Consider the following 25,368-nt stretch of genomic DNA (forward strand, 5'->3'; position numbering starts at 1 on the left):
AGCCGATGCCCATCGCTTCCCAACCTTCCTTGAATGCCGTGCTCACGCACTTCCACACCCTGATCGTGCCGCTGTGGCAAGGCCCGGGCTGGAACGCCGACTTGGCGCTGCCCTACGAGGCGCTGGGCGCCGATCACCAGCCATTGCCCCCGCAACGCTACCGCGCCATGGCCTGCGCCCGGCAGTTGTACCTGTTCGCCAGCCTGATCGGCGAGCCCGGTGCGGCGTTTGCCGAAGAGCGTGCAGCGGCGCTGTTCCGCTCACTGCAACGGCACTTCCATGATGCCGAGCATGGCGGTTGGTTCTACAGCATCGACGCCCAGGGCAAACCGCTGGACAAGCGCAAAGACCTCTACACCCACGCCTTCATCATCTTCGCCTGCGCCCACTATTGGGCCAAGGTACGCGAGCCGTTGGTGGAGTCGGTACTCGATGCGGCCCTGGCCGTGGTCGCCGAACGTTTCGCCACGGGCGACGGCCTGTACGAAGCGGTGCTGGAACGCAACTGGTCATCCCTCAAGTCCGGCCCCCTGCAAAATCCGCTGATGCACCTGGCCGAAGGCTTTCTCGCCACGCTGGCCGTGCGTGAAGACGCGCTCACCCAGGATGCGCTGCTGGACCTCACCACGGCCCTGCAGAAGCGCTTCATCGACCGCCAGCACGGCGTGATGATGGAAAAACCGCTGGGCGCTGTGGATAACTGGTTTGAGCCGGGGCACCAGTTCGAGTGGTTCTTTTTGCTCGATTCTTCAGACGTGCTGCGCGGCACACCCTTGCATGCCTCGCTGACGCGGGCATTTGCCTATGCAGAGCTCAAGGGTGTGGATAAGTTAAGTGGCGCAGTCAGCGGCATGCTCGCCCGGGACGGCAGCGTGCGCGACGGCACTCAAAGGATCTGGGCTCAGGCTGAATACCTGCGGGCGCTGACCCTGCGGCCGGGCAGTGAAGCGCTGTTGCAGCGCCAATTGCTGGCGCTGCAACAGCACTTTTTGCATGAGAAAGGCTGGCATGAGTGTCTGGATGCCAAGGGCGCGGTGAGCCGGCGGGATATGCCGTCGACTACGCCGTATCACTTGGCGACCTGCTATCAGGGCCTGATCCAGCATCTGGGTTGACCTTCAGTGCCTCATCGCAGGCAAGCCAGCTCCCACATTTGACTGTATTCACACATCAAAATGTGGGAGCTGGCTTGCCTGCGATAGCCTCACCTCGGTCTTACTGACCTCACGCAATCCACTTGCGATCCCCAGTAAAACTGATCGTCAACCAGCGCGCCGCATCCGGCGTACCCAACCCTGTGGATATCTCCTCGCGCAGCCCATCAAGCGTCGCCACGTTAGCCACCGGGTAATGGGCCGGCAACACCACGTGAATCTCGATAAACCGCGCCCGCCCGTGCTTTTGCACGTACGACACATAGTCATCGAAACCATGCCTGGCCTGGGCCGCGTCCATCACTTCACGCACCTTGTCGTCCAAGTGGTCCGGGGCAATGCCCAGCACCTCGCGCAACGCCGGGCGCAGGATCTTGAACGCCGGCGCCAGCATGCTCAGTGCCAGCAGAATCAGGATCAATGGGTCGACATACACCGCCCACTCGCCATAGCCCTGGGACTTGAGCAACAGCGCGGCAAGAAAGCTGATCAGCAAGCCCACCGACAGCATCGCGTCCACCAGCCAACTGATGTTGTCGAACTGGATCAGTGAAGACTTCAGCGTGCGATTGCGATAACGCACGTAGAAGAAGTAGGCAAACTCGACCACGGTAAACACCGCCGCGTAGACGATCACCAGCCCCAATTCGATCTCACGCCCGCCATTGATGATGCCGAACACGCCGTTGAGAAACGCGTAGATCGCGATCAGCAACAGGAAGCTGCCTTCGATCAGCAGCACCATCGGCTCCAGGTGCCAGTAGCCGAACTGGAAGCGCTCGTTGCTTTTCTTGGCGATCAGCTTGGCCGTGATCAGCATCAGCACCTTGATGGCGGTGGCGATCAGCGAGAAAAAGCCGTCGAATAGAATGGATTGGGCGCCAGATATCACACCCGTGACAATCCCGGCGATCGCGACTGCGAACATCAGAATCGTCGATTGTTTGAGCAGTGCCTGCTCACCTCGGTTACTCACATTTCCTCCCGTCAAAACCTTTAAACCGCACAGTGCGGAGGGGTTTTCAGGAGTGGAGTGTACCTTATGTCGTGTTTTGGCCGATTTGACGCCTATTAAAGCCCAGTGAAACCTATTGTGGCGAGGGAGCTTGCTCCCGCTGGGCTGCGCAGCAGCCCCAAAATCTTAGGGCCGCTGCGCGCCCCAGCGGGAGCAAGCTCCCTCGCCACAACAACAACAACAACAACAACAACAACAACAATCAGCTTCAGCCCTTGGCCCCACGCTCAATCGCAAACCCAGCCCAGGTCTGGCTCACCGGCATCAGCTCCAACCGGTTGATGTTCACGTGCGCCGGGGTATTCATCACCCAGAAGATCGTGTCGGCAATATCCTGTGGCTGGATCGGCTCGGCACCGGCATAGGTCGCGTCATAACGCGCCTGGTCACCGCCAAAGCGCACCAGCGAGAACTCGCTCTCACACAGGCCCGGCTCGATGTTGGTCACACGCACGCCAGTGCCTTGCAGGTCGCAACGCAGGTTCAGCGAGAACTGCTTCACGAACGCCTTGGAGCCGCCATACACGTGGCTGCCCGGGTACGGGTAGTTACCGGCGATGGAACCCAGGTTGATGATGCCGGCGCCACGGCCATGGGCGATCAGGCGCGGCAACAGCAGGTTGGTGGTGGTCAGCAAGCCTTTGATGTTGGTATCGACCATGGTTTCCCAATCGTCGAGGCTGCACTTGGGCGCAGGGTCGGTGCCCACGGCCAGGCCGGCGTTGTTGATCAGCCCGCGCAGCTTGGCAAACGACGGCGGCAGGTTGGCGATGGCCTCTTCCATACCCTTGCGGTCACGCACGTCCACCACCAGGCCATGCACTTCGGTCTGCTTGGAAAGCTCTTCAACCAAGGCATTCAAACGGTCAGCACGACGGCCGGTAAGCACCAGTTTCCAGCCGGCGTCGGCAAAACGACGGGCGCAAGCTTCGCCGAAACCTGAGGTGGCGCCAGTAATAAACAGCGTGTCGGACATGGTGTTCTCCTTGCGGGCATCGGGAAAAAAACAGCCAGCAGAATGCCCTTACGCCGCGATTGCGGCAACCGCTAAGCGCATAACTTCATGCACGGCTGGCTGTTTTTTGATCACCCCAAGCAAAGCCTTATAGAACGTGGCTTGCAGCCATATGCACGCAGGTTATCCACAACTGCGCCCACAGTCTTTGGGGGCAAGTGTAAAAAGCCCCAGGCCGCTCGATACAAGGCTTACAGACAGTTTCAGAAAGTTTTTTGCTTGACCTTGGCCGGGGCGTATGTAGCCCAATGGCAAGAGGGAAAATCCGAACGATGGCTCCAGGCCAGTCATTCCGGCCTCTGCGGCGGTCTTTCCAGAGTTTAGTCACAGACTTATCCACAGGCTGATCCGACATAAATCGGTCATATACCTGTGTCTTTAAACAGGTTGACAAAGCCCTCGGCAGGCCAGCAAAAACCGGCTGATCAATAAACAACCACCACGCTGCAAGCCACGGTTTTAAAGGCTTGCAGCCAGCTACTCCCACGTTACCCACAGCCGGTTCCACAGCGGATGGGGACAAGTCAAAACTGTGACAAAACAGGGATTTGCGGCGGCTATATGTCGCGCTTTGGAGGGTCTCTGGATTTGTTTTCCACAATTTGGCGGGAGCACTGAAAACACCCCAAAAATGAATGTGGAAACCGTTTCATGTGGGAGCTGGCTTGCCTGCGATGGCATCTCCTCGGCCTACCTGAAAGACCGAGGTGCTTGCATCGCAGGCAAGCCAGCTCCCACAGAGAGCCGGTTCCCACATGGGGTTATTGCGTCAGGCCTTCAGATCAATGCCCGCCGAGGTAGGCGTTGCGCACTTCCTCATTCACCAGCAATTCCTTGCCGGTGCCCGTCAGGCGAATCTCGCCGTTGACCATCACATACGCCCGATCTGACAGGCGCAGCGCGTGGTTGGCGTTCTGTTCCACCAGGAAGATAGTCATGCCGGTGGCGGCCAGCTCGCGCAGCGTGGCAAAGATCTGCTTCACCACAATGGGCGCCAGGCCCAGGCTCGGTTCGTCCAGCAACAGCAATTTGGGCCGGCTCATCAGCGCTCGGGCGATGGCGAGCATTTGCTGCTCACCACCGGACATGGTCATTGCACGCTGGGTGCGCCGCTCCTTGAGCCGTGGGAACAGCTCGAACATGCGCTGCATGTCTTCCTGCGCATACTTGTCACCAATCGGGATGGTGCCCATCAGCAGGTTTTCCTCGACGGTCATGTCGGGAAACACCCGCCGCCCTTCCGGCGACTGCGCAATGCCGTTGGAGGCGATGTAGTGGGACGACTTGTGGGTAATGTCGACGCCGTTGTACAGAATCTGCCCGGACTCGGCGCGCGGCTGGCCGAAAATCGACATCAGCAACGTGGATTTACCCGCGCCGTTGGAGCCGATCAGGCTCACGGTTTCGCCTTCGTTGATGTGCAGCGAGACTTTTTTCAGGGCCTGGATCGGGCCGTAAAACACGTCCAGGTCCTTCATTTCGAGGATAGGCGCACTCATACCAGCTCCTCTTCGTCTGCGCCCAGGTAGGCGGCGATCACTTTCGGGTCGTTGCGGATTGCATCCGGGCCGCCTTCGGCGATCACGTTGCCGTGGTCGAGCACCACGATGTGGTCGGAAATACTCATCACCATGCCCATGTCGTGTTCGATCAGCACCACTGTCAGGTCGTGTTCGTCGCGCAGCAGGCGAATCATCGCGCTGAGGGCTTCGGTTTCCTGCGGGTTGAGGCCGGCTGCCGGTTCGTCCAGGCAGATGATCTGCGGCCGCGTGCACATGGCGCGGGCGATTTCCAGGCGGCGTTGCTGCCCGTAGGAAAGCTCACCGGCCAGGCGGTTGGCGCAATCCACCAGGTCCACCACTTCGAGCCAGTAAAACGCGTGGTCGAGGGCATCGCTTTCGGCCTTGCGGTAGCCCTTGGTGTTGAGGATGCCCGCCAGCATGTTGCGGTTGACCCACATGTGCTGGGCCACCAGCAGGTTTTCCAGCACCGACATTTCCTTGAACAGGCGAATGTTCTGGAAGGTCCGCGCCAACCCGGCGCGGTTTACCAGGTGGGTGCCGCCGAACATCTTGTAGTACACGCGGCTGCAGAAGCTTTTTGGCGAAACGAAGTCGACGGCCTTGAAGCGTTCGCCAAGCAACTGGATCACGTTGGTCTGCTTGCCGCGAATGTTCAGTTCGATCTTGCCGCCGCTGGCTTTGTAGAAGCCGGTGAGGCAGTTGAACACCGTGGTCTTGCCGGCGCCGTTGGGGCCGATCAGGGCGAAGATCGAGTTGCGTTTGACCTTGAGGCTCACGTCGCTCAAGGCCTTGATGCCACCGAAGTGCATCATCAGATGTTCCACGGACAGAACGACTTCCTTACTCATGGCGCGGCTCTCTATTCGCTATGGCACCTTTACGTGGGGTCACACCGGTTCGGCTGATGCGGATCAAGCCGCGCGGTCGCCAGATCATCATCACCACCATCAACACGCCAAACAGCAGCACACGGTACTCGGAGAAGCTGCGCAGCAACTCCGGCGCAACCGTCAATACGAACGCCGCAATCACCACGCCGACCGTCGAGCCCATGCCGCCCAACACCACGATGGCCAGGATCAGCGCCGACTCGAAGAAGGTAAACGACGACGGGTTGACGAAGCCTTGGTAGCTGGCGAAGAACACCCCGGCCAGGCCCGCAGTCGAGGCCCCGATAGTGAACGCCGAGAGCTTGACCAGCACATGGTTCAGGCCCATGGAACGGCAGGCGATTTCATCTTCGCGCAAGGCTTCCCAGGCGCGGCCCACTGGCATGCGGGTCAGGCGGTGCTTGATGTACAGCACGGCCAGCACCACCAGGAACAGCACGATGTAGATGAACATGAACTTGATGTTGGGGTTGTAATCGATGCCGAAGAACTCGTGGAACGGAATCCCGCCATCCTTGGCCTTGCGCCCGAATTCCAGGCCGAGGAAGGTCGGCGAAGGCACTGGCATGCCGTTGGGGCCACCGGTGAACGACAGCCAGTTGTTGAGCACCAGGCGGATGATTTCACCGAAGCCCAGGGTCACGATGGCGAGATAATCGCCGTGCATTCGCAGCACCGGAAACCCGAGTATGCAGCCCGCCAGCGCGGCAGCGATGGCCGCCAGAGGCAACACACTCCAGAAACCCAGGCCGAGGTATTGGTAACCGAGTGCCAGGCCGTAGGCGCCAATAGCGTAGAACGCCACGTAACCCAGGTCGAGCAAGCCGGCCAAACCCACCACGATGTTCAGGCCAAGGCCGAGCAATACGTAGATCAGCCCGAGGATCACCACGGTCAGCAGGTACTTGTTGGCGAAGATCGGGAACACGATGGCGATCACGATCAGTGCCGGGATGATCCAGCGCAGCCGCGATTTGTAGTCCGGCGGCAACACGTGCACACCGGAGCCACTGCTCTCGAAACCCTGCAGGATCTTGATGCCCTTGGGGGTTTGCAGGAACAGGCTTAAGGCAAAACGCCCGGCCATCACGATGGCGACCAACGTGGCCACCCGCGCAGGTTCCAGGTTGAAGCTGTAGCCGTCGAGGACCACGCCGACAATCGGGCCGAATACGATCAACGAAATCAGCCCGGCAAGGACCGTATCGACCACACTTTTCTTGATATCGATAGATTTGGCAGCAGACATGTTTACACCTTAGCCACGAGTGGGCGACCCAGCAGGCCCTGGGGACGGAAGATCAGAATCACCACCAGCAGGGAGAAGCTGAACACGTCTTTGTAGTCAGAGTTGATCAACCCCGAGAACAGCGACTCGGAGATACCCAGGATGATCCCGCCCAACATCGCCCCAGGCAGGGAGCCGATGCCGCCGAGTACCGCTGCGGTAAATGCCTTGATGCCGATGATGAAGCCGGCATAGAAGTCGAAGGTGCCGTAGTTGAGGGTGATCAGCACGCCGGCCAGGGCGGCCATGGCGGCACCGATGACGAACACGTAGGAGATTACGCGGTCGGTGTTGATGCCCAGGATCGAGGCCATCTTGCGGTCTTGCTGGGTGGCGCGGCACATGCGGCCGAGCTTGGTGTATTTGATGATGTAGGTCAGCAGGCCCATGCCGAGAAACGCGGCCACCAGGATAAACACCTTGGTGTAGGTCAACTGCACAAAACCCGTGCCGATATCAACGCGCCAGGCGCCGGCCAGCAGGGTTGGAATGCCTTGTTGTTTCGCGCCCTGAGCGATCTGCGCATAGTTTTGCAGGATCAGGGAGATACCGATGGCGCTGATCAGCGGTGCCAGTCGGGTGGAGTTGCGCAGCGGTTTGTAGGCGACACGCTCGATGACCCACCCATAAACGCCGGTGACGACCACGGTGAAGATCAAGGTGCCGAGAATGAGCAGCGGGAAGGATTCGATGCCGAAGTAAGCCAGCAGTGCCAGACTGATCGCCGCGAGGTAAGCGGAAATCATATAAACCTCGCCGTGGGCGAAGTTGATCATGCCAATGATGCCATAGACCATTGTGTAGCCGATGGCGATCAGGCCGTAGACCGACCCGAGGGTCAGGCCGTTGACCAGTTGCTGCAGGAAAATACCATCCATAACGCAATCTCACGCGGTGAGCACCTGCACACAGGAGGGTGCGCGGTGCTTCTGGAGGAAAAGACAGATCGTGATCACGACACAGTCCCCCTGTGGGAGCGGGGCCCTGTGTGGGAACTGGCTTGCCTGCGATTGCATCACCCGGGTATTACTGAAGTACCGAGGTGCCCGTATCGCAGGCAAGCCAGCTCCCACACAAACCCGCTCACACAGGGGTTATGTGGCGCTCAGGCTTACTTCTGCTTTTCCAGCTGGTGGTATTTGCCGTCTTTATCCCACTGGTAAACCACGTAGTCGGAGATTTTCAGGTCGCCCTTGGCATCCCAGGTTTTTTCACCCATCACGGTTTTCACCGGGTGAGCTTTCAGCCATTTGGCCGCGTCTTCGCCCTTGTTGGACTTGGCGCCGTTGAAGCCGGCGGCCAGGGCTTGCAGTGAGGCATAGGCATAGAGGGTGTAGCCTTCTGGCTCGTAGCCGGCTTTGCGGAATTCTTCCACTACGGCCTTGCTGTCTGGCAGCAGACGCGGGTCGGCGCCGAAGGTCATGTACACGCCGTCTACGTATTGCTTGCCGCCAGCGGTGGCAACCAGTTCGTCAGTCACTACGCCGTCATCGGACATGAACTTGACGTCCTTGAGGCCGGCTTCACGAATCTGGCGAACCAGTGGGCCGGCTTCAGGGTGCAGACCGCCGAAATACACGACGTCGGCGCCCAGGGAGCGGATTTTGGTAACCAGGGCGCTGAAGTCTTTCTCGCCACGGGTCAGGCCTTCTTCCAGCACTGGCTTGACGCCGCGCTTGGTCAGTTGGGCAGCGGTGGCATCGGCCAGCCCTTTACCGTAGGTGTCCTTGTCGTTGATGACCGCGACTTTCTTGCCCTTGAGCACGTCGACGATGTAATCGCCGGCAACGATGCCCTGCTGGTCGTCACGACCGCACATGCGGAACATGGCGCCCAGGCCGCGCTCGGTCACTTGTGGGTTGGTAGAGCCTGGAGTGATCGCGATGATGCCTGCTTCGTCGTAGACCTCAGAGGCGGGAATGGTGTTCGACGAGCAGAAGTGCCCGACCACGCCGATCACTTTGTCCTGGTCCGCCAGACGGTTAGCCACGGCCACGGCCTGCTTGGGTTCGCAAGCATCGTCACCGGCAACCAGCACGACTTTCTCACCGTTAATGCCGCCAGCCTTGTTGATCACTTCGGCTGCCGCCTCGGCACCCTTCATGTACTGCTCACCGAACGAAGCGTTGGCGCCGGTCATCGGCCCCGCCACGCCAATCTTCACATCAGCTTGAACAAACGCAGAAACACCCATCGCCGCTGCAACGGCGAGGGCCAGAAAACCTTTCTTGTAAAACGTCTGGGACATGAGTGGTGCTCCGAGGTTTTTGTTTATTGGCACTACGAATTCGCGTCAAACTTTCACAGGAAAGCCCAGAGCAAGGCGCGTGCCATTACTTTTTTATTCTTCAAAAAGACACGGTGTCATTGTTATTACAGGCGTTTCGACTCCCTTTGCCAGGACGTGCAACCGTCTAGCATCGAAAGGTGCAACCAATGGATCCAAAAAGTACAACCCTGGCAGGTCGCACCTGCAACCGGATGCCTAAACGACAGTTCCTACAGCTGTAACAATGTGCGTAACGGAACTGCACATTTACAGTGCGTGATTGCTACGACTTGCACCAATACAGATTAGTAGCCTGCTAAGAAAATGCAGGCTTCTGACAGCTATTTCGCTGATCAGACCACGATCCGCAGGCATTGCCCGGCGTGATACAGCGAAAATCCGGCTTCATACAGGCAACTGCGCAGGCCCACCCCGGCCAGCGGTTGCATCGGCGCAAACGGAATCGGCAGCGCCTGTGGGTTCTGGTGACACAAGTAGTCGGCAAAGGCCTTGCCCACCACACTGCCGGTGGTCACGCCGCGCCCGTTGTAACCGGTGACCGCGACCAGACCGGGGGCCGGTTCGAACAGGCGCATCAGGTGGTCCGGGGTGAAGGCGATGCAGCCGGTCCAGGTGCACTCCCACTGCACCGATTTGAGGTACGGGAAGTAATGCTGCTGCACCCGATCGGCCCACGCCTTGAGGAACCACGTCGGTTTCTGGTTGCCATTGCCCAGGCTGCCGAGTAACAAGCGGCCATCAGCGTCGCGGCGGATACTGCTTAATACCTGGCGTGTGTCCCACGAGCCCCTGCCCGCCGGGGAGGATTTGTTTGGCGGCTTCGTCCGTCAGCGGGGCCGAGGCGACCTGGTAGTAGTAACCGGGAAAGAAGTTGCGCCGCAGCTCAGTCCATTCACCTTCGGTATAGGCGTTGGAGGCGATCACCACTTGCGCCGCCTGCACTGAACCTTGGGCTGTCTGCACCGACCAGACTGCACCTTGGCGTTCAAGCTGAGTGACCGGCGAATGATCGAACAACTGCCCGCCGAGCCCCATGGCGGCATTCGCCAGGCCAGTGGTATAGGCCATTGGGTTCAAGGTGCCGGCACGCCGGTCCAGCAAGGCGGCGGCGATCTTTTGGGTGCCGGTGGCTTGTTCGCACGCTTGGCCCGTCAGCAGCTCGACGGGGGCGCCACGGCGCTTCCACTGTTCTTCGCGACTGCGCAAATCCGCCTCGCCACGGGCGTTGTGCGCCATGTGCAAGGTGCCCTCACGGCGCAGTTGGCAATCAATCGTGTATTTGTCGATCAGGCTGAACACCAGCGACGGCGCCGCGCCCAGCATGCGGTTGAGCTGACTGCCCACCGCCTCGCCAAAACCGGCTTCGATCTCGTCCGGCGGGATCCACATTCCGGCGTTGACCAGCCCGACGTTACGCCCCGAACCGCCATGGCCGGTGCGATGAGCCTCCAACACGGCGACGCTTTTACCTTGCTCCAGCAAGTGAATCGCGGCGGACAAACCGGTGATCCCAGCGCCGATCACGCACACATCGACCTTGACCTCGCCCTTGAGCGCGGCGCGGTCCGGCCGGCCTGGGGTGAGTTGTTCCCACAAACATGTTTCGCGCAGTGCCATTGCCAGACTCCGATGAGACCCAACAAACAACGATTGTTCTGAATTGCAAATGAGACCAAATGTGGGAGCGGGCTTGCTCGCGAATGCGGTGGATCAGTTATACATCTGTTGACTGACACACCGCCTTCGCGAGCAAGCCCGCTCCCACACTGACCGCCCTTCGACTTGAGGGATCAGTCGAAGGTAATGCCCTGCGCCAGCGGCAATTCCAACGAGTAGTTCACGGTATTGGTCTGGCGACGCATATACCCGCGCCACGCATCCGAACCCGACTCACGGCCGCCGCCGGTCTCTTTCTCGCCACCAAACGCGCCACCAATCTCTGCGCCGCTCGGGCCGATATTGACGTTGGCGATGCCGCAGTCACTGCCCACCGCCGACATGAACTGCTCGGCTTCACGCACGTCGGTGGTGAAGATGCACGACGACAGGCCTTGCGGCACAGCGTTGTTCAGGCGCAGCGCTTCGGTGAAGTCGCTGTAGCCGACCACATACAGAATCGGCGCGAAGGTTTCGGTGCATACCACGTCGCTTTGCTCGGGCATTTCCACGATCGCCGGCGACACGTAGTAGGCATTCGGAAACTTGTCTTCCAACTGGCGCTTGCCGCCGAACACCTTGCCGCCCTCGCTCAAGGCTTGCTCCAGGGCGTCCTGCATATTCTCGAAGCCGTGCTTGTCGATCAGCGGGCCGATCAGGTTGCCTTCCAGCGGGTGGCCGATGCGCACTTTGGAATACGCGGCTTTGAGGCGGGTGACGATTTCTTCCTTGACCGACTCATGGGCGATCAAACGGCGCAAGGTGGTGCAACGCTGGCCGGCAGTGCCGACAGCGCTGAACAGGATGGCGCGCACGGCCATGTCCAGGTCGGCGCTTGGGCCGAGGATCATCGCGTTGTTGCCGCCCAGTTCAAGGATGCTGCGGGCGAAACGGGCGGCGACTTTCGGCGCCACTTCGCGGCCCATGCGGGTGCTGCCGGTGGCGCTGATCAGCGCAACGCGCGGGTCATCCACCAGCGCCGCACCGGCGTCACGGCCGCCGATGATCACTTGGCTGAGGTATTCGGGGGCGCCGTCGAACTTCCTCAGTACGCGCTCGAACAATGCCTGGCAGGCCAAGGCGGTGAGCGGGGTCTTTTCCGAGGGTTTCCAGATCACCGCGTTGCCGCACACCAGCGCCAGCGTGGTATTCCACGCCCACACCGCGACCGGGAAGTTGAAGGCGCTGATCACGCCGACCACGCCCAGCGGGTGCCAGGTTTCACGCATGTGGTGGCCAGGGCGCTCGGAGGCGATGGTCAAGCCGTACAACTGACGGGACAGGCCCACGGCGAAGTCGCAGATGTCGATCATCTCCTGCACTTCACCCAAGCCTTCCTGGGTGATCTTGCCGGCTTCCCAGGACACCAGTTCGCCCAGGTCGGCTTTATATTCGCGCAACACATCGCCAAATTGACGCACCAGCTCGCCGCGACGTGGTGCCGGCACCTTGCGCCAGGCCTCGAATGCATGCTCGGCGCGACTGACCTGCTGCTCCACTTCAGCGGCACCTTCCCAGTGCACAGTGCCGATACGGCTGCCATCAATCGGCGAATGCACGGGCTGTTTGCCCGACTGGTACAGCGCCGGGTTTACCCCAAGACGATCAAGCAATGCGGCAACCATGGGTCACTCCTTCAAACTCAAACAGAAAATTCGCGCCGCCACAGACACGGCGATCCAGACCTTATTTGTAGCTGGCCCAAGACTTGCCAACAAACGACGATTAGGCGAGATATCATTCCGTTTACTCATGCAAAGAATAAAAAGAGGCGTGCCGTGCTCAACAAAAGACATTTGCCCTCGATCACCGCCCTGCAGTGTTTCGAAGCCGCCACCCGTCACCTGAGCTTCACCCGCGCTGCCGAGGAACTGAACCTCACGCAAAGCGCGGTGAGCAAGCAGGTGGCGCAGCTGGAAGAGTTGCTGCAACACCTGCTGTTTCGCCGGGTACGCCGCCGCTTGCAGATGACCCCGGCGGGGGATCTGTACTTGGTGGAGGTGCGCAAGATCCTCACGCAAGTGGAGATGTCCACCCACTACCTGCGCTCCTACGGCGGCGAGACCGAAGTGCTGCGCGTGTCCACGCCCTACACGTTCGGCGCGCGCTGGCTGGTGCCGCGCCTGAAAGGTTGGCGCCTGCGCCACCCGCAGATCCACCTGGACCTGTGCAACGAGCAGGCGCCGGACGAGTTGCTGCAAGGCAAGGCCGACATGGCCTTCTACTTCGGCCAGGGCTCACGGCCGGGCACCGAGAGCCTGAAACTGTTCAGCGAAGAGCTTGTACCTGTGTGTGCGCCGGAAAGCCTGCCTGCGCAGCCGTTTACCGACCCCACGCAACTGAGCAATCTGGTGCTGTTGCAGAACGCCTCGCGACCGCAGGGCTGGCATGACTGGTTCGCCAGCCAGGGCTACCAGACCGAGCACAGTTACCACGGGCCGCGTTTTGATACCTTTTACATGTGCATTCGGGCGGCGCAGGTCGGCTGTGGCGTGGCCTTGTTGCCGCGCTTTCTGGTGGAAGAGGAGCTGGCCGAGGGCAAGCTGGTGATTCCCTGGCAGCATGCGATGCCCAGCCAGGATGCGTATTACCTGGCGTATCCGGAGCATTCGGCGGAGGTGCCCAAGGTGCGTGAGTTTGTGAAGTGGATGATGGAGCAGGTTTAGCTCTTTTTGGGCTGCACCACCGTCATCGCAGGCAAGCCAGCTCCCACATTTGGAATGTATTTCAAGTGTGGGAGCTGGCTTGCCTGCGATGAGGCTATTGGCCGCACTGAAAAAATCACTGGCAAAACCCTACAGGTCTATGCGCCACTAGCACCCTTCCTTAATAGTGCGTAAAGGCCGGCGCCCATCGCCGACCCGTCTGGAGATTCCCGTTATGAGCGAGAGTGTGTTTGCCGATCGCATCGTGCAGAACTTGCTCGACACCGACTTCTACAAGCTGACCATGATGCAGGCGGTGCTGCACAACTACCCGAACGTGGAAGTTGAATGGGAGTTTCGTTGCCGCAACAGTGAAGACCTGCGCCCGTACCTGGCGGAAATTCGCTACCAGATCGAACGCCTCGCGGAGCTGAGCCTGAGCCCGGACCAGCTGGGTTTCCTGGAACGCATCAGCTTTATGAAGCCGGACTTCTTGCGCTTTCTGGGGCTGTTTCGCTTCAACCTGCGCTACGTGCAAACCGGCATCGAAAACGGCGAGCTGTTTATCCGCCTGCGCGGGCCGTGGCTGCATGTGATCCTGTTCGAAGTGCCGATGCTGGCCATCGTCAGCGAAGTGCGTAACCGCTACCGCTACCAGACCGTCATCCTCGAACAGGCCCGCGAACAGCTGTACCGCAAGTTCGACTGGCTGACCGCCAATGCCAGCAGCGAAGAGCTCTCGGAGCTGCAAGTTGCCGATTTCGGCACCCGTCGGCGCTTCTCATACCGCGTGCAGGAAGAAGTGGTCAGCGTGCTCAAGCACGATTTCCCCGGGCGTTTTGTCGGCACCAGCAACGTGCACCTGGCCCGCGAGTTCGACATGAAACCCCTGGGCACCATGGCCCACGAATGGATCATGGCCCACCAGCAACTCGGCCCGCGCCTGATCGACAGCCAGATCGCCGCCCTCGATTGCTGGGTACGCGAGTACCGTGGCCTGCTGGGCATCGCCCTGACCGACTGCATCACCACCGACGCGTTCCTGGGCGATTTCGACCTGTACTTCGCCAAGCTCTTCGACGGCCTGCGCCACGACTCCGGTGACCCGATTCAATGGGCCGAAAAAGCCATCGCCCACTACCACAAGCTCGGTATCGAACCGATGAGCAAGACCCTGGTGTTCTCCGACAGCCTGACGCTGCCCAAGGCCCTGGAGATTTTCCGCGCATTGCGCGGTCGCATTAATGTCAGCTTCGGCATCGGCACCAACCTGACCTGTGACATTCCGGGTGTTGAACCGATGAGCATCGTGCTTAAAATGACCGCCTGCAATGGCCAGCCCGTCGCGAAAATTTCCGATGAAGCGGGCAAGACCCACTGCACCGATCCGAATTTTGTCGCCTATTTGCGCCACGTTTTCAAAGTACCTGCCCTTTCCAGCAAGGAGTGAATCATGCAAGCCGTACAGCGTGAGATTGCGCAGCAGCTCAAGGTCCAAGCACCGTTCAACGACCAGGCCGCCCTTGAGGCCGAAGTGGCGCGCCGCGTAGGGTTTATCCAGGACTGCCTGCGCAATTCCGGGCTCAAGAGCTTGGTGCTGGGCATCAGCGGCGGTGTCGACTCCCTGACCGCCGGCCTGCTGGCCCAGCGTGCAATGAAAGAACTGCGCGCCAGCACAGGTGATGAGGCTTACCGTTTTATCGCGGTGCGCCTGCCCTACGAAACCCAGTTCGACGAACACGACGCCCAGGCTTCGGTGGACTTTATCGACCCGGACGAACGCCACACCGTGAACATCGGCCCGGCGGTGAAAGCCCTGGCCAATGAAGTGGCGGCGTTTGAAGGCAAGGCGGCGGTGTCGCGTGATTTCGTGCTGGGCAACACCAAGGCGCGTATGCGCATGGTGGCGCAGTACACCATCGCCGGCGCGGCCGGTGGCCTGGTGATCGGTACCGACCATGCAGCGGAAGCGGTGATGGGCTTTTTCACCAAGTTCGGTGACGGGGCCTGCGACCTGGCGCCGCTGAGCGGATTGGTGAAGAACCAGGTACGTGCGATTGCGCGACACTTTGGTGCGCCGGAGTCGCTGGTCGAGAAGATCCCGACTGCCGACCTTGAAGACCTGTCGCCGGGCAAACCGGACGAAGCGTCACACGGCGTGACCTACGCCGAGATCGATGCGTTCCTGCACGGCGAGCCGGTGCGTGAGGAAGCGTTCAAGATTATCTGCGACACGTACCGCAAGACTGAGCACAAGCGGGTCATGCCCTTCGCGCCGTGAGGTAAGCCTGTTAGTCCAGCGGTGTTTGTTAGATCGACTTCGCAGGCACGCCAGCTCCCACACTTGACCGAGTTCCAACAGGGGAACGCGGTCAAATGTGGGAGCTGGCTTGCCTGCGAAGAACGATAACGCGGTGTTACTTGACGACCACAGTGCCTTTCATCATCGAGATGTGGCCCGGGAACGAGCAGAAGAACGCGTAATCCGTACCCGCCGCCAGTTTCGACACATCGAAGGTCACCGAATCCTTCTCGCCAGCACCAATGATCTTGGTGTGGGCGATGATGCGGGTGTCGCCGTCTTTGAGGTAGTTCTTGTCGATACCGGCGGCCATGCCGTCGCTGGCAACGCCAGGCATGTCGGCGGCGGAACTCAGTACCCAGTTATGGCCCATGACGTTTTTCGGCAAGCTGCCGGAGTGCTCAAGGTTCACGGTGAACTTCTTGCAGCTCTTGTCGATGGTGATTTCTTTGGTGTTGAAGGACATCTGGTCGGTGGAATCAACAGTGACCGCGCACTCTGCAGCAAGCAACTGGCCGCTCGCCAGTGTCAGCAGGGAAACAGCAACGATTTTGGCAAACATGTGAATCTCCAAGGCAGGGTTTAAAAAACGCGTATTGCGGCTAGGGTGCCTCAAGCAGGCTGAAATTCTTATGATCTGAATCAACAGATTGTATACAACTTTAGGCTATCAGACTGATCAACACAATCTACCAGCCAAACAACCGCCGCCCGCCTATGATCGCTCCATCACCCACCGGAGCGTCTGCCATGCACTTCAATCAATTCTTAAACGGCCTGTTGGCCGCGTATGCCTGCGGTAAGTGAAGGCCAATCGCGCTGCTAAGCTGCTACCATAGCGACCCAAGGCAGCTGCGCGCCGCCCACCCTCACCTTCGACCCTAGAGGATCGCCCATGGCCAAACCTAATTACTCCTTCGCCAAACGTCAGAGAGACTTGGCCAAGGAGCAGAAGAAAGAGGAAAAGCTGCAACGCAAGAAAGCCGCTGCAGATGAAGAAGCAGGCGCACTGAACCCGGATGCTGAAGGTGAAGTGGCTGCTGATGACACCGAGACACCGAAGGACCCGGCTGAATAAATTTTGTTGGGGTGAGCAGGCCCTCCCTGCTCACCACAACCCACTGTTACTCCAGCGGCATCACCGTCACCCGCACCTCCGGGTCATGGCTCCCTCCTCCCAGTATCACCCCACGCAACGGCGACACATCAGAGAAATCACGGCCCCAGGCCAGGGTGATGTGCTCCAGTGCCGGCTGCACGTTATTCGTCGGATCAAAATCCACCCAGCCCGCCTCCGGGCAAAACACCGAGACCCATGCGTGGGATGCATCGGCGCCGATCAGCCGTGGCTGGCCGGGCGGTGGCTGGGTCAGCAGGTAGCCGCTGATGTAACGCGCGGCCAGGCCCCGCGAGCGCAGGCACGCGAGCATCAGGTGAGCAAAGTCCTGGCACACGCCGCGTCGGCGCTCCAGCACTTCCACCAAGGGCGTGGCGACCTGGGTGGCTTCGGCATCGAAGGTGAATTCGCTGAAGATTTTCTGCATCAGGGCCTGCACGCCCAGCAGCAAGGGCACGCCTGGCGGAAAGCAGCTTTCGGAGAACGCGACGAAGGTGTTCTTCAGGTGCACGTAGGGCGACTCGAAACGATAACGGCAGGCTTCAAGCCTCTCAGACGACAGCACCTGGCTGCTGTAGGTCAGGCTGTCGCGGGTCTGGTCCCAGGCCGGCGACTGCTGAAAATCCAGCGTTGGCCGCGCCAACACTTCCACGGTCAGCCCGGCATTGACCAGCAATTCATCATGGGGCCGTTCGAACGCCAGCCGCGTGATCGGGTTGCCGAACACGTCCAGCTCATCACGGCGCGACGACGGCTGCGGGCTGATATCCAATTGCTGGGAACTGCAGCGCTGCCACGCGCACGGCCGCGGCCACAGGTGCGCCAACTGCTGGGCCAGGGACACCGGGCTGTCGTAGTGGTAATGGGTATCGTGAAAAATCTGGTAGCGCGCACTCATCACACCGACACCGTTTGCTGGCTGACATCATCCACATGGGCAAAATGACGCAACGCCAGGCGATCCGACACTTGCCCGCTCTCATCGGCGACCGCTTGCAGCAGGTCCGCCAGGCCGTCCAACGCGGCGCGCACACTGGATTCGCCAAACAACGGGTTTTCCAGGCAGCCCAGGTCGAAACGCGACAGGCGCTCCACCAACGGCGCCAGCCCGGTTTCCCGTGGCACCCCAAAGTCATCATTGAGACGGCGCAGGGTGCGGCTGACCAGCTTCAACTGGAACAGCACCGCGTGCGGGTTCTGTTCATCGAGCAGCAACAAGTCGAGCACCGGGATCAGTTGCGGCACCGCCAGGTAGCGCGAGCGATAGGTGATGCTGCTGTTGCCCAGCTCCAGCAGCCATTCCAGCCCGGCCTGATCAAATACCGCCACGCCACGCAGGAACGCGGCAAGGCTGCTGCTGAGAAATTGCAGGCGCTCGATACGCCGGCCCATCATCAAAAAGCGCCAGCCTTCGTCGCGGGTCATGTCGTCCAGGGCGAAGCCGGACAAGGCTGCCAGGGACATCACCAGACGGTTGAGGAAGTCCAGCAACTCGCCAAAGTCCGGGGTTTCGCTTTCCAGCTCCAGGGCTTCGCGCTGCAACTCCACCAGCGCCTGCCAGTTCTCGCGGGACAACTTGCCGCGCACCTGGGACGCCGCCCACTGCAAGCGCTGCAGGTTGGCGCGCAGGCTCGACGGCCAGTCATCGCCAAGCAAAGCGGCAAGCAGACGCTCGGGCAACTCGCCCTCCTCCGGCAACAAGCGCAAGGTCTCGCCCAGTTCGACAGCGGCCTGCAAGGCTTGCGGGTCGTCGCCATCGACATAGCGCGCCAGCACAATACGCAGCCAGCGCGCGCTGTCATCACAGCGCTCGCAGTAACGGCCAAACCAGAACAGGTTTTCCACCACGCGCGACGGCAGATAAGGGTCGCGCCGCACCAGGTCATGTACGCCAATCGCCCGCTGCGCACGCCACAGCTCGCCGCCGACAGCGCGGTCGCCCAGTACCCAAGTGTCTTTGCTCGCGCCACCGCGCTGCATCGACACCACTTCGGCATCCGCCTCGGCCGCCACACGGGTCAAGCCGCCGGGCAGTACACGGTAACCGTCAGCGCTGGCCACCGCGTACACGCGCATGCCGATGGCGCGGTGTTGCAGGTGGTCGTCGACGGTGTGCCACACCGGCGCCTGGGACAGCTGCGCCAGCTCCTGGGCCACATAGGCGTAAGGCCGCGCACGCATGCGTTCAGCCAGGGCCAGGCGTTGTTCTTCGTTCAAATCGCGGCCGAATACCGGCGCGAAACTTTGCGAGGGGAACGCCGGTTTGATCAGCAATTCCGGTAGTTTGTCCAAGGCTTCGGCCAGCACCGGCGCCTCGCCGCACCACCAGGTGGCGATAGACGGCAGGATCAGTTCCTCACCAAACAAGAACTCGTTGATCTTCGGCAGAAAGCCGAGCAAACCGGGCGACTCCAGCACGCCGCTGCCCAAGGCATTGGCCACCAGCACATTGCCCTGGCGCACCGCGTCCAGCAGGCCGGGCACGCCCAGGGCCGAGTCGGTGCGCAGCTCCAGCGGGTCGCAGAAATCGTCGTCCAGGCGCCGCATGATCGCGTGCACCCGGCGCAGGCCGCTGAGGGTTTTGAGGAACACCGTGCTGTCGCGCACCGTGAGGTCGCCGCCCTCAACCAGCGGGTAGCCGAGTTGGCGTGCGAGGTAGAGGTGTTCGAAATAGCTTTCGTTGAAACGCCCCGGCGTGAGCAGCACGATCAGCGGCGGCTGGTCATCACCGGGCGCCTGACGGGCCAAGGTTTCCTGAAGCGTGCGGAAAAAACCGGTGAGGTGCTGCACCTGCAAATCACGGTACAGATCCGGGAATGCACGGGACACGATGGTGCGGTTCTCCAGCGCGTAACCTGCGCCCGATGGCGCCTGGGTACGGTCGGCGGTGACCCACCAGCGGCCATCCGGGGTGCGCGCCAGGTCCACGGCATACAGGTGCAGAAACGCGCCGTCCGGCGGTTGAATACCCTGGCACGGCCACAGGAAGTTGTTGTGCCCGAACACCAGTTCGGCCGGCAACAGGCCTTCTTTGATCAATCGCTGCGGGCCGTACAGGTCGGCGAGCACGGCATTGAGCAAGCGCGCACGCTGGGCGATACCGGCCGACAGGTGCTGCCACTCATCGGCGGCCAGCACGTGGGGCAGTAAATCCAGCTCCCACGGGCGATCGGCGCCTTTGGGGTCGGCGTAGACGTTGTAGGTCACGCCGTTTTCCTGGATCTGCCGGGTCAGCAACGCCTGGCGCTGGGCCAGTTGCACGGGTGTACTGCGTTGCAGGTGATCGAGCAGGCGCTGCCAATGGGCACGCACCGCGCCACTGTCGTCGAGCAGTTCGTGATAGGTGCCCGCGGTGAGCGGGTAACGGTCGAGCAAGTCGGACATGGAACGCTCGGCAGAGGCAAGGGGGCTCAGATTAACTCAAATCCAACGCGATCTTATGTGGGAGCTGGCTTGTTGTGGCGAGGGAGCTTGCTCCCGTTCGACTGCGTAGCAGTCGCCTGCTTTGGGGGCGCTTCGCACCCCAGCGGGAGCAAGCTCCCTCGCCACAAAAGCCATCCCACATTGGGATTGGTCATTTTTTATTGGGGAAACGCCGCAAATCCAAGGTCATCGGTAGTTCATCGTTAATCACCAAAGGCGGCACCGGCAGCTTGCCAGGGCTATGTCCCAAGCGGAAAAACCGCGCCATGCGCCGGCTCTCGGCCTCATTGGCATTCACCGGCAAGCTGTCGTAATTGCGCCCACCCGGATGCGCGACGTGGTACTGGCAGCCGCCCAGCGAGCGTTGCATCCAGGTGTCGAGCACATCGAACACCAACGGCGCGTGCACCGCGATGGTCGGCTGCAAACAGTTGGCGGGTTGCCAGGCGCGATAACGCACACCGGCGACAAACTCGCCGATACGCCCGGTCGGCTGCAACGGCACCGGGATGCCGTTGCAGGTCAGCAGATAGCGCTGCGGCGCCAGGCCACTCAACTTCACCTGCAAGCGTTCCAGGGATGAATCCACGTAACGCACCGTGCCGCCGACGGCGCCCTCTTCACCCAGCACGTGCCAAGGCTCCAGGGCCTGGCGCAGTTCCAGTTCGATGCCGCTGACGGCGTAGTCGCCGACCTTGGGGAAACGGAACTCCAGGTGCGCGGCAAACCATTCGGCCCGCAGCGGGTAACCGGCGGCATTGAGCTCGACGATCACATCGGCAAAATCCTGCTCGATAAAGTGCGGCAGCAAAAAGCGATCGTGCAGCTCAGTGCCCCAGCGCGCCAGTTTTGGCGGAGCATATGGCTCACGCCAGAAGCGCGCGACCAAGGCCCGCAGCAGCAATTGCTGGGTAAGGCTCATGCGCGCATGGGGCGGCATTTCAAACGCACGCAGTTCCAGCAGGCCCAGGCGGCCGGTGGCGCCATCGGGCGAATAGAGTTTGTCGATGCAGAATTCGGCGCGATGAGTATTGCCGGTCACGTCGATCAGCAGGTTGCGCAACAGCCGGTCGACCAGCCACGGCGGGCATTCCTCGCCAGGCTCGGGCATTTGCGCGAAGGCGATTTCCAGCTCGTACAGCGCATCGTTACGCGCTTCATCCACCCTTGGCGCCTGGGAGGTCGGGCCGATAAACAACCCGGAAAACAGGTACGACAAGGACGGATGGTTATGCCAGTAGCTGATCAGGCTGCGCAGCAAATCCGGGCGGCGCAGGAACGGCGAGTCTTTCGGCGTCGCGCCGCCCAGCACAAAGTGGTTACCACCGCCGGTGCCTGTGTGGCGCCCGTCGATCATGAACTTCTCGGTGGTCAGGCGGGTTTGCCGCGCCTCTTCGTAAAGGAACTCGGTGCGTTCCACCAACTCATCCCAGGTGGCGGATGGCTGCACATTGACCTCGATCACACCGGGGTCGGGCGTGACCCGGAAGTTGCTCAAGCGTGTATCGAACGGCGGTTCGTAACCTTCCAGCAACACCGGGCAATGCAGCTCTTCGGCGGTGGCTTCGATGGCCGCCACCAACTCCAGGTAATCCTCAACGCGTTCCAGCGGCGGCATAAACAGGTACAAGCGCCCGTCCCGTGCTTCGGCACACAAGGCGGTGCGGGTCAGCCAGTCGGCGGATTCGTCGACCTTGGGCTCGCGCTCGTCGCTCGGCGCAGGCGTGTCATGGCTGTGCAATTGCGCGGTGGTCGGCAGTTCCGGCTGATCCTGATTCGGGTCGGTGGGATGCACAAACGGATACTCTGCCGCCGTCACCCACGGTTGCGAGGCCAATGGCAGGCGGTAACCCAACGGCGAATCACCTGGCACCAGACGGCAGTGGTTGTCACGCAGGTACCAGCGCCCGCTCTGCCAGCGGTCATTGGCCGCCGTGCGCGCCAGCGGCAGCACTTGGCCGATGACTTTATCCAGGCCCTGGCTAAACACTTTGCGCAGGCGCTCGCGCTCCAGGTCATCACTCAGGCGCGGGTCCTGGGCGGTGACGTTTTGCGGCAGCGCACCTTCGCGCCACAGGTAGTAGAAGTTGTCTTCGAAAGCCGGGAACACAAAGCGTGCCGGCAGTTTCAGGCGTTCGGCGACACTGGCGAGGAAACGCCCGGCCATCACGCCATCGGCGCCGTAGTCCTGTTGTTCATCGGCGATCAGCGCGCTGTTGTGCCAGATCGGCACGCCGTCGCGGCGCCAGTAGCAATTGAGCGACCAGCGCGGCAGTTGCTCGCCGGGGTACCACTTGCCCTGGCCAAAGTGCACCAGGCCTTTGGGCGCGTAGTGCGCGCGCATGCGCTGGAACAGCTCGGCGGACAGGCGGCGCTTGTCCGGCCCCAGCGCTGCGGTATTCCACTCGGCGCCGTCGGGGTCATCGATGGAGACGAAGGTCGGCTCGCCGCCCATGGTCAGGCGTACGTCATCCTTGAGCAGGTCGGCGTCGATCTGCCGGCCCAACGCCTGGATCGCCAGCCATTGCTCTTCGGTGTAGGGCTTGGTGACGCGCGGTGCTTCCCAAATGCGCTCCACCGACATCTCGTGGGTAAATTCGCACTCGCAGGGTTCCACCAGCCCGCTGATTGGCGCAGCGGACGAAGGATCAGGGCTACAGGCCAATGGGATATGCCCTTCACCGGCGAACAGCCCGGAGGTGGCGTCCAGGCCGATCCAGCCCGCGCCGGGTAAATACACTTCGCACCAGGCATGCAGGTCGGTGAAGTCGACTTCGGTGCCGGAAGGGCCATCCAGGGCTTTGACGTCCGCGGTGAGCTGGATCAAGTAGCCCGACACAAACCGCGCCGCCAGCCCCAGGTTGCGCAGCAGTTGCACCAGCAGCCACGCTGAATCGCGGCAGGAGCCGGATGCGGCGCCCAAGGTGAATTCCGGCGTTTGTACGCCCGGTTCCATACGGATCAAATAGCCGATGTCGGCCGCCAGGCGCTGATTGAGCCCGACCAGAAAATCCACCGCCGGTAGCGGTGTGCGGTCGATGCCAGCCAGGTAGTCGGCAAACTTTGGCGTCAGCGGCAAGGTTTCCAGGTACGGCGCCAGCTCGCGCTGCTCATCGGCGGCGTAGCTGAAGGGGATTTTTTCGGCGTAGGGCTCGAGGAAAAAGTCGAACGGGTTGAATACCGCCATCTCGGCGACGAGGTCGACCTCAATGCGCAACTCATCGGTCTTTTCCGGGAACACCAGACGCGCCAGGTAATTGCCCTGCGGGTCCTGCTGCCAATTGATGAAGTGCTGCTCGGGCAGCACTTTGAGTGCATAGGACAAGATCCGCGTGCGGCTATGGGCAGCCGGGCGCAAGCGCACGATCTGTGGGCCGAGTTCGACAGCGCGGTCGTAGCGGTAATGCGTAACGTGGTGCAACGCGACATGAATCGACACGGCGGCCTCCTGCGAGCCAGGGCATGAGCACAAAGCGCGCAAGACTTATGCCAGAGCGGCCGTCATTGCGCTTTATCGTAAGACCCGGTGCAGTACAGCACCAAAACGGCGCCAACGGGGGTGCCGTGGTGCAAGGCTTGCACATATTTGTGGCGTGCGTGTGAGGCCGGGTGGTGAATCTACCCAGTCAGCGGGTTTTGTGGCGGGCGACCATGGCTTCGCGCAGGTGGCGAACTTCGAGCAGCTTTTGGCGCATTTCGCGGTGGCGCTGGCTATTGAGCAGCAACAAACCCAGGAGCGGAAAGAGCACGGCCGAGCCGTAGACCAGCTTGGGAATGGGGTACTGGATCATCGGCAGCACGAACAGCAGGCAGCAGCCCAGGTAACCCGCCACCAGGCCGGTGGCCCAGGGGCGTCCGCGCGCGATCATTACATTGCCAAATACCAGCACCGCCACCAGCAGCAAAATTGCCAGGCCGGAGTAATCGGATTTAAGTGACGGATCGACACCACGCAAATACGTCACGCCGGCGAGTGCTACAGCAGACGCGCCGGAAAAAATCGCCATGAAGATCGTGCCCATGAACACCGGGAAATAGCGCGCGAGGAAACTGCCCATGTCGGGGAAGCCTTTCATTCGGTGAGGTCCTCGTACAAGCCGATTGCAAGGGTGGTGGCGGTGCCCACACTGCCGGTGCGGTAGCTGCCCACGATGCCGAGAATACCGCCCAACGCGTCTTTCATTTGGGTCAGGGTGGCATGCCGGATTTCCGTGGAGCTGAAGCTTTTGGTCAGCTTGCCTGCACGCTGCTGCAACTTGAGCAGCTTGGGCGTCAGGCTGGGGTCGCGCAGGCTTAGCAGCTCCTTGGTCAGCTTCTTGCGCTCCTGGCGGTTCAGGCCCTTGAGCAATTCATACCAACTTTTGCCCAACGCCGCGGCCTTATTGGCCTTGAGCAGTTTCACCGTGGTCAGCGCGCCGGTGCCGATCCCCACCAGGGAGGCCGTATCGAGGATGGTAGAAACAGCGCCGTACCATTCGGCGTCATCCATGCGGTCGTTGGCGTCGGGGTCGAGGACTTCGTTGTAAGTACGCGCCACGCCGAACCCGCATTGCGCACTGCTGGCCAGCGCCGCCGTCACGCCAATGCCCACCACGAACGCGCTGGCGCCCGCCGTAAATGGCACGGCGACGCTGCCGCTGAACACCACAACCCAACCGATAATCGCGGCGGTGCACGACAAGCCCATATCAAACGCCTCTTTCCTGAGGCGGCCTTCACGGGGATCCGTCTTCACCTGTTCTACAAATTGCGCGGGAGAAATGTACTTCTGCGCCTCGCGCAAAATGATGCGCTTGGGCTTGATGCTGCAGAGGGGCTTGAATTCGCGCAGGGTGATGACATTGAAGTCGGCGTCGATGTACACCACACCGGCGCCGACAATGCCGGGGTCGGCATCGATGGCGGCGAACAACCGTGGCAGGTTGATCTGGCTTTCGATGCGCTGGCGCGCCATGAATTGGGAGCGGTTGGAGTCCATGCCGATGGAGAGCAGGGGGTTGCTCATGGGTGTTCTTCCTTGAATATGAGGGTGGCCGGGCGGGCCCCATCG

General features: G+C 61.1%; 19 protein-coding genes and 1 pseudogene. 5 read left to right on the top strand and 15 right to left on the bottom strand.

The features are described 5' to 3' along the window. Window positions 1-5 precede the first annotated feature (5 nt). Complete coding sequence (locus QF043_RS25910; protein WP_307420677.1) at window positions 6-1,115, top strand: AGE family epimerase/isomerase; 1,110 nt, start codon at window positions 6-8, stop codon at window positions 1,113-1,115. Between the two features lie 109 nt (window positions 1,116-1,224). On the opposite strand, the gene QF043_RS25915 is transcribed toward QF043_RS25910, so the two are convergent. The 9 genes and pseudogenes from QF043_RS25915 to QF043_RS25955 form a co-directional block, all read right to left on the bottom strand. After that, the gene (locus QF043_RS25915; protein WP_307420678.1) at window positions 1,225-2,130 is read right to left on the bottom strand and encodes a cation diffusion facilitator family transporter; all 906 of its coding nucleotides are present in this window, start codon (window positions 2,128-2,130) and stop codon (window positions 1,225-1,227) included. A gap of 247 nt (window positions 2,131-2,377) precedes the next feature. Further along, entirely contained in the window at window positions 2,378-3,145 is a 768-nt protein-coding gene (locus tag QF043_RS25920; protein ID WP_017136080.1) for an SDR family oxidoreductase, read from the bottom strand. A gap of 821 nt (window positions 3,146-3,966) precedes the next feature. Further along, complete coding sequence (locus QF043_RS25925; protein WP_069786861.1) at window positions 3,967-4,683, bottom strand: ABC transporter ATP-binding protein; 717 nt, start codon at window positions 4,681-4,683, stop codon at window positions 3,967-3,969. Then, window positions 4,680-5,555 (bottom strand): ABC transporter ATP-binding protein, encoded by an 876-nt coding sequence (locus QF043_RS25930; RefSeq protein WP_307420679.1) that lies wholly within the window; start codon window positions 5,553-5,555, stop codon window positions 4,680-4,682. The genes QF043_RS25925 and QF043_RS25930 overlap by 4 nt, the downstream gene beginning before the upstream one ends. Continuing rightward, complete coding sequence (livM, locus tag QF043_RS25935) at window positions 5,548-6,846, bottom strand: high-affinity branched-chain amino acid ABC transporter permease LivM (RefSeq protein ID WP_307420680.1); 1,299 nt, start codon at window positions 6,844-6,846, stop codon at window positions 5,548-5,550. The genes QF043_RS25930 and livM overlap by 8 nt, the downstream gene beginning before the upstream one ends. A 2-nt stretch (window positions 6,847-6,848) precedes the next feature. Then, a complete protein-coding gene (locus tag QF043_RS25940; protein WP_017136076.1) occupies window positions 6,849-7,763 on the bottom strand; it encodes a branched-chain amino acid ABC transporter permease in 915 nt (304 codons plus the stop codon). A 233-nt stretch (window positions 7,764-7,996) separates the two neighbouring features. Then, the gene (locus QF043_RS25945) at window positions 7,997-9,133 is read right to left on the bottom strand and encodes a branched-chain amino acid ABC transporter substrate-binding protein (protein ID WP_307420682.1); all 1,137 of its coding nucleotides are present in this window, start codon (window positions 9,131-9,133) and stop codon (window positions 7,997-7,999) included. A gap of 374 nt (window positions 9,134-9,507) precedes the next feature. Next, window positions 9,508-10,792, bottom strand: a pseudogene (locus tag QF043_RS25950) (NAD(P)/FAD-dependent oxidoreductase). A gap of 173 nt (window positions 10,793-10,965) precedes the next feature. After that, complete coding sequence (locus QF043_RS25955) at window positions 10,966-12,456, bottom strand: aldehyde dehydrogenase family protein (protein WP_307420683.1); 1,491 nt, start codon at window positions 12,454-12,456, stop codon at window positions 10,966-10,968. A gap of 153 nt (window positions 12,457-12,609) precedes the next feature. Between QF043_RS25955 and QF043_RS25960 the strand changes: the two genes are divergently transcribed. From QF043_RS25960 to nadE, 3 genes are all read left to right on the top strand, one after another. Further along, window positions 12,610-13,497: a LysR family transcriptional regulator gene (locus QF043_RS25960; protein ID WP_307420684.1), complete on the top strand. Its 888-nt coding sequence runs from the start codon at window positions 12,610-12,612 to the stop codon at window positions 13,495-13,497. A 214-nt stretch (window positions 13,498-13,711) separates the two neighbouring features. Beyond that, window positions 13,712-14,926 carry a nicotinate phosphoribosyltransferase gene (gene pncB / locus QF043_RS25965; RefSeq protein WP_110623864.1) on the top strand — a complete coding sequence of 405 codons (1,215 nt, stop codon included), beginning with the start codon at window positions 13,712-13,714 and terminating at the stop codon, window positions 14,924-14,926. 3 nt (window positions 14,927-14,929) lie between these two features. Beyond that, on the top strand, window positions 14,930-15,757 hold the full coding sequence (nadE, locus tag QF043_RS25970; RefSeq protein WP_307420685.1) for an ammonia-dependent NAD(+) synthetase: 828 nt from the start codon (window positions 14,930-14,932) through the stop codon (window positions 15,755-15,757). Window positions 15,758-15,893: 136 nt separating this feature from the next. Here nadE and azu read toward each other — a convergent pair whose 3' ends face one another. Beyond that, the gene (azu, locus tag QF043_RS25975) at window positions 15,894-16,340 is read right to left on the bottom strand and encodes an azurin (RefSeq protein WP_017138443.1); all 447 of its coding nucleotides are present in this window, start codon (window positions 16,338-16,340) and stop codon (window positions 15,894-15,896) included. 333 nt (window positions 16,341-16,673) lie between these two features. Between azu and QF043_RS25980 the strand changes: the two genes are divergently transcribed. Further along, window positions 16,674-16,856, top strand: coding sequence for a hypothetical protein (locus QF043_RS25980; RefSeq protein WP_017138444.1), 183 nt, complete (start codon window positions 16,674-16,676; stop codon window positions 16,854-16,856). A 46-nt stretch (window positions 16,857-16,902) separates the two neighbouring features. Here QF043_RS25980 and QF043_RS25985 read toward each other — a convergent pair whose 3' ends face one another. The 5 genes from QF043_RS25985 to QF043_RS26005 all read right to left on the bottom strand — a co-directional run bounded on the left by QF043_RS25985 (window position 16,903) and on the right by QF043_RS26005 (window position 25,323). Continuing rightward, on the bottom strand, window positions 16,903-17,793 hold the full coding sequence (locus tag QF043_RS25985; protein ID WP_307420687.1) for a transglutaminase family protein: 891 nt from the start codon (window positions 17,791-17,793) through the stop codon (window positions 16,903-16,905). Further along, on the bottom strand, window positions 17,793-20,279 hold the full coding sequence (locus tag QF043_RS25990; RefSeq protein ID WP_056860516.1) for a circularly permuted type 2 ATP-grasp protein: 2,487 nt from the start codon (window positions 20,277-20,279) through the stop codon (window positions 17,793-17,795). The genes QF043_RS25985 and QF043_RS25990 overlap by 1 nt, the downstream gene beginning before the upstream one ends. Before the next feature lie 190 nt (window positions 20,280-20,469). After that, complete coding sequence (locus QF043_RS25995) at window positions 20,470-23,757, bottom strand: DUF2126 domain-containing protein (RefSeq protein ID WP_307420688.1); 3,288 nt, start codon at window positions 23,755-23,757, stop codon at window positions 20,470-20,472. A gap of 187 nt (window positions 23,758-23,944) precedes the next feature. After that, window positions 23,945-24,394: a hypothetical protein gene (locus QF043_RS26000; RefSeq protein WP_307420689.1), complete on the bottom strand. Its 450-nt coding sequence runs from the start codon at window positions 24,392-24,394 to the stop codon at window positions 23,945-23,947. Beyond that, the gene (locus QF043_RS26005; RefSeq protein WP_307420690.1) at window positions 24,391-25,323 is read right to left on the bottom strand and encodes an NAD synthetase; all 933 of its coding nucleotides are present in this window, start codon (window positions 25,321-25,323) and stop codon (window positions 24,391-24,393) included. The genes QF043_RS26000 and QF043_RS26005 overlap by 4 nt, the downstream gene beginning before the upstream one ends. Window positions 25,324-25,368: the final 45 nt, after the last annotated feature.

It is taken from the genome of Pseudomonas sp. W3I7 (genome assembly GCF_030816095.1).
Taxonomy (GTDB): Bacteria; Pseudomonadota; Gammaproteobacteria; order Pseudomonadales; family Pseudomonadaceae; genus Aquipseudomonas; species Aquipseudomonas salomonii.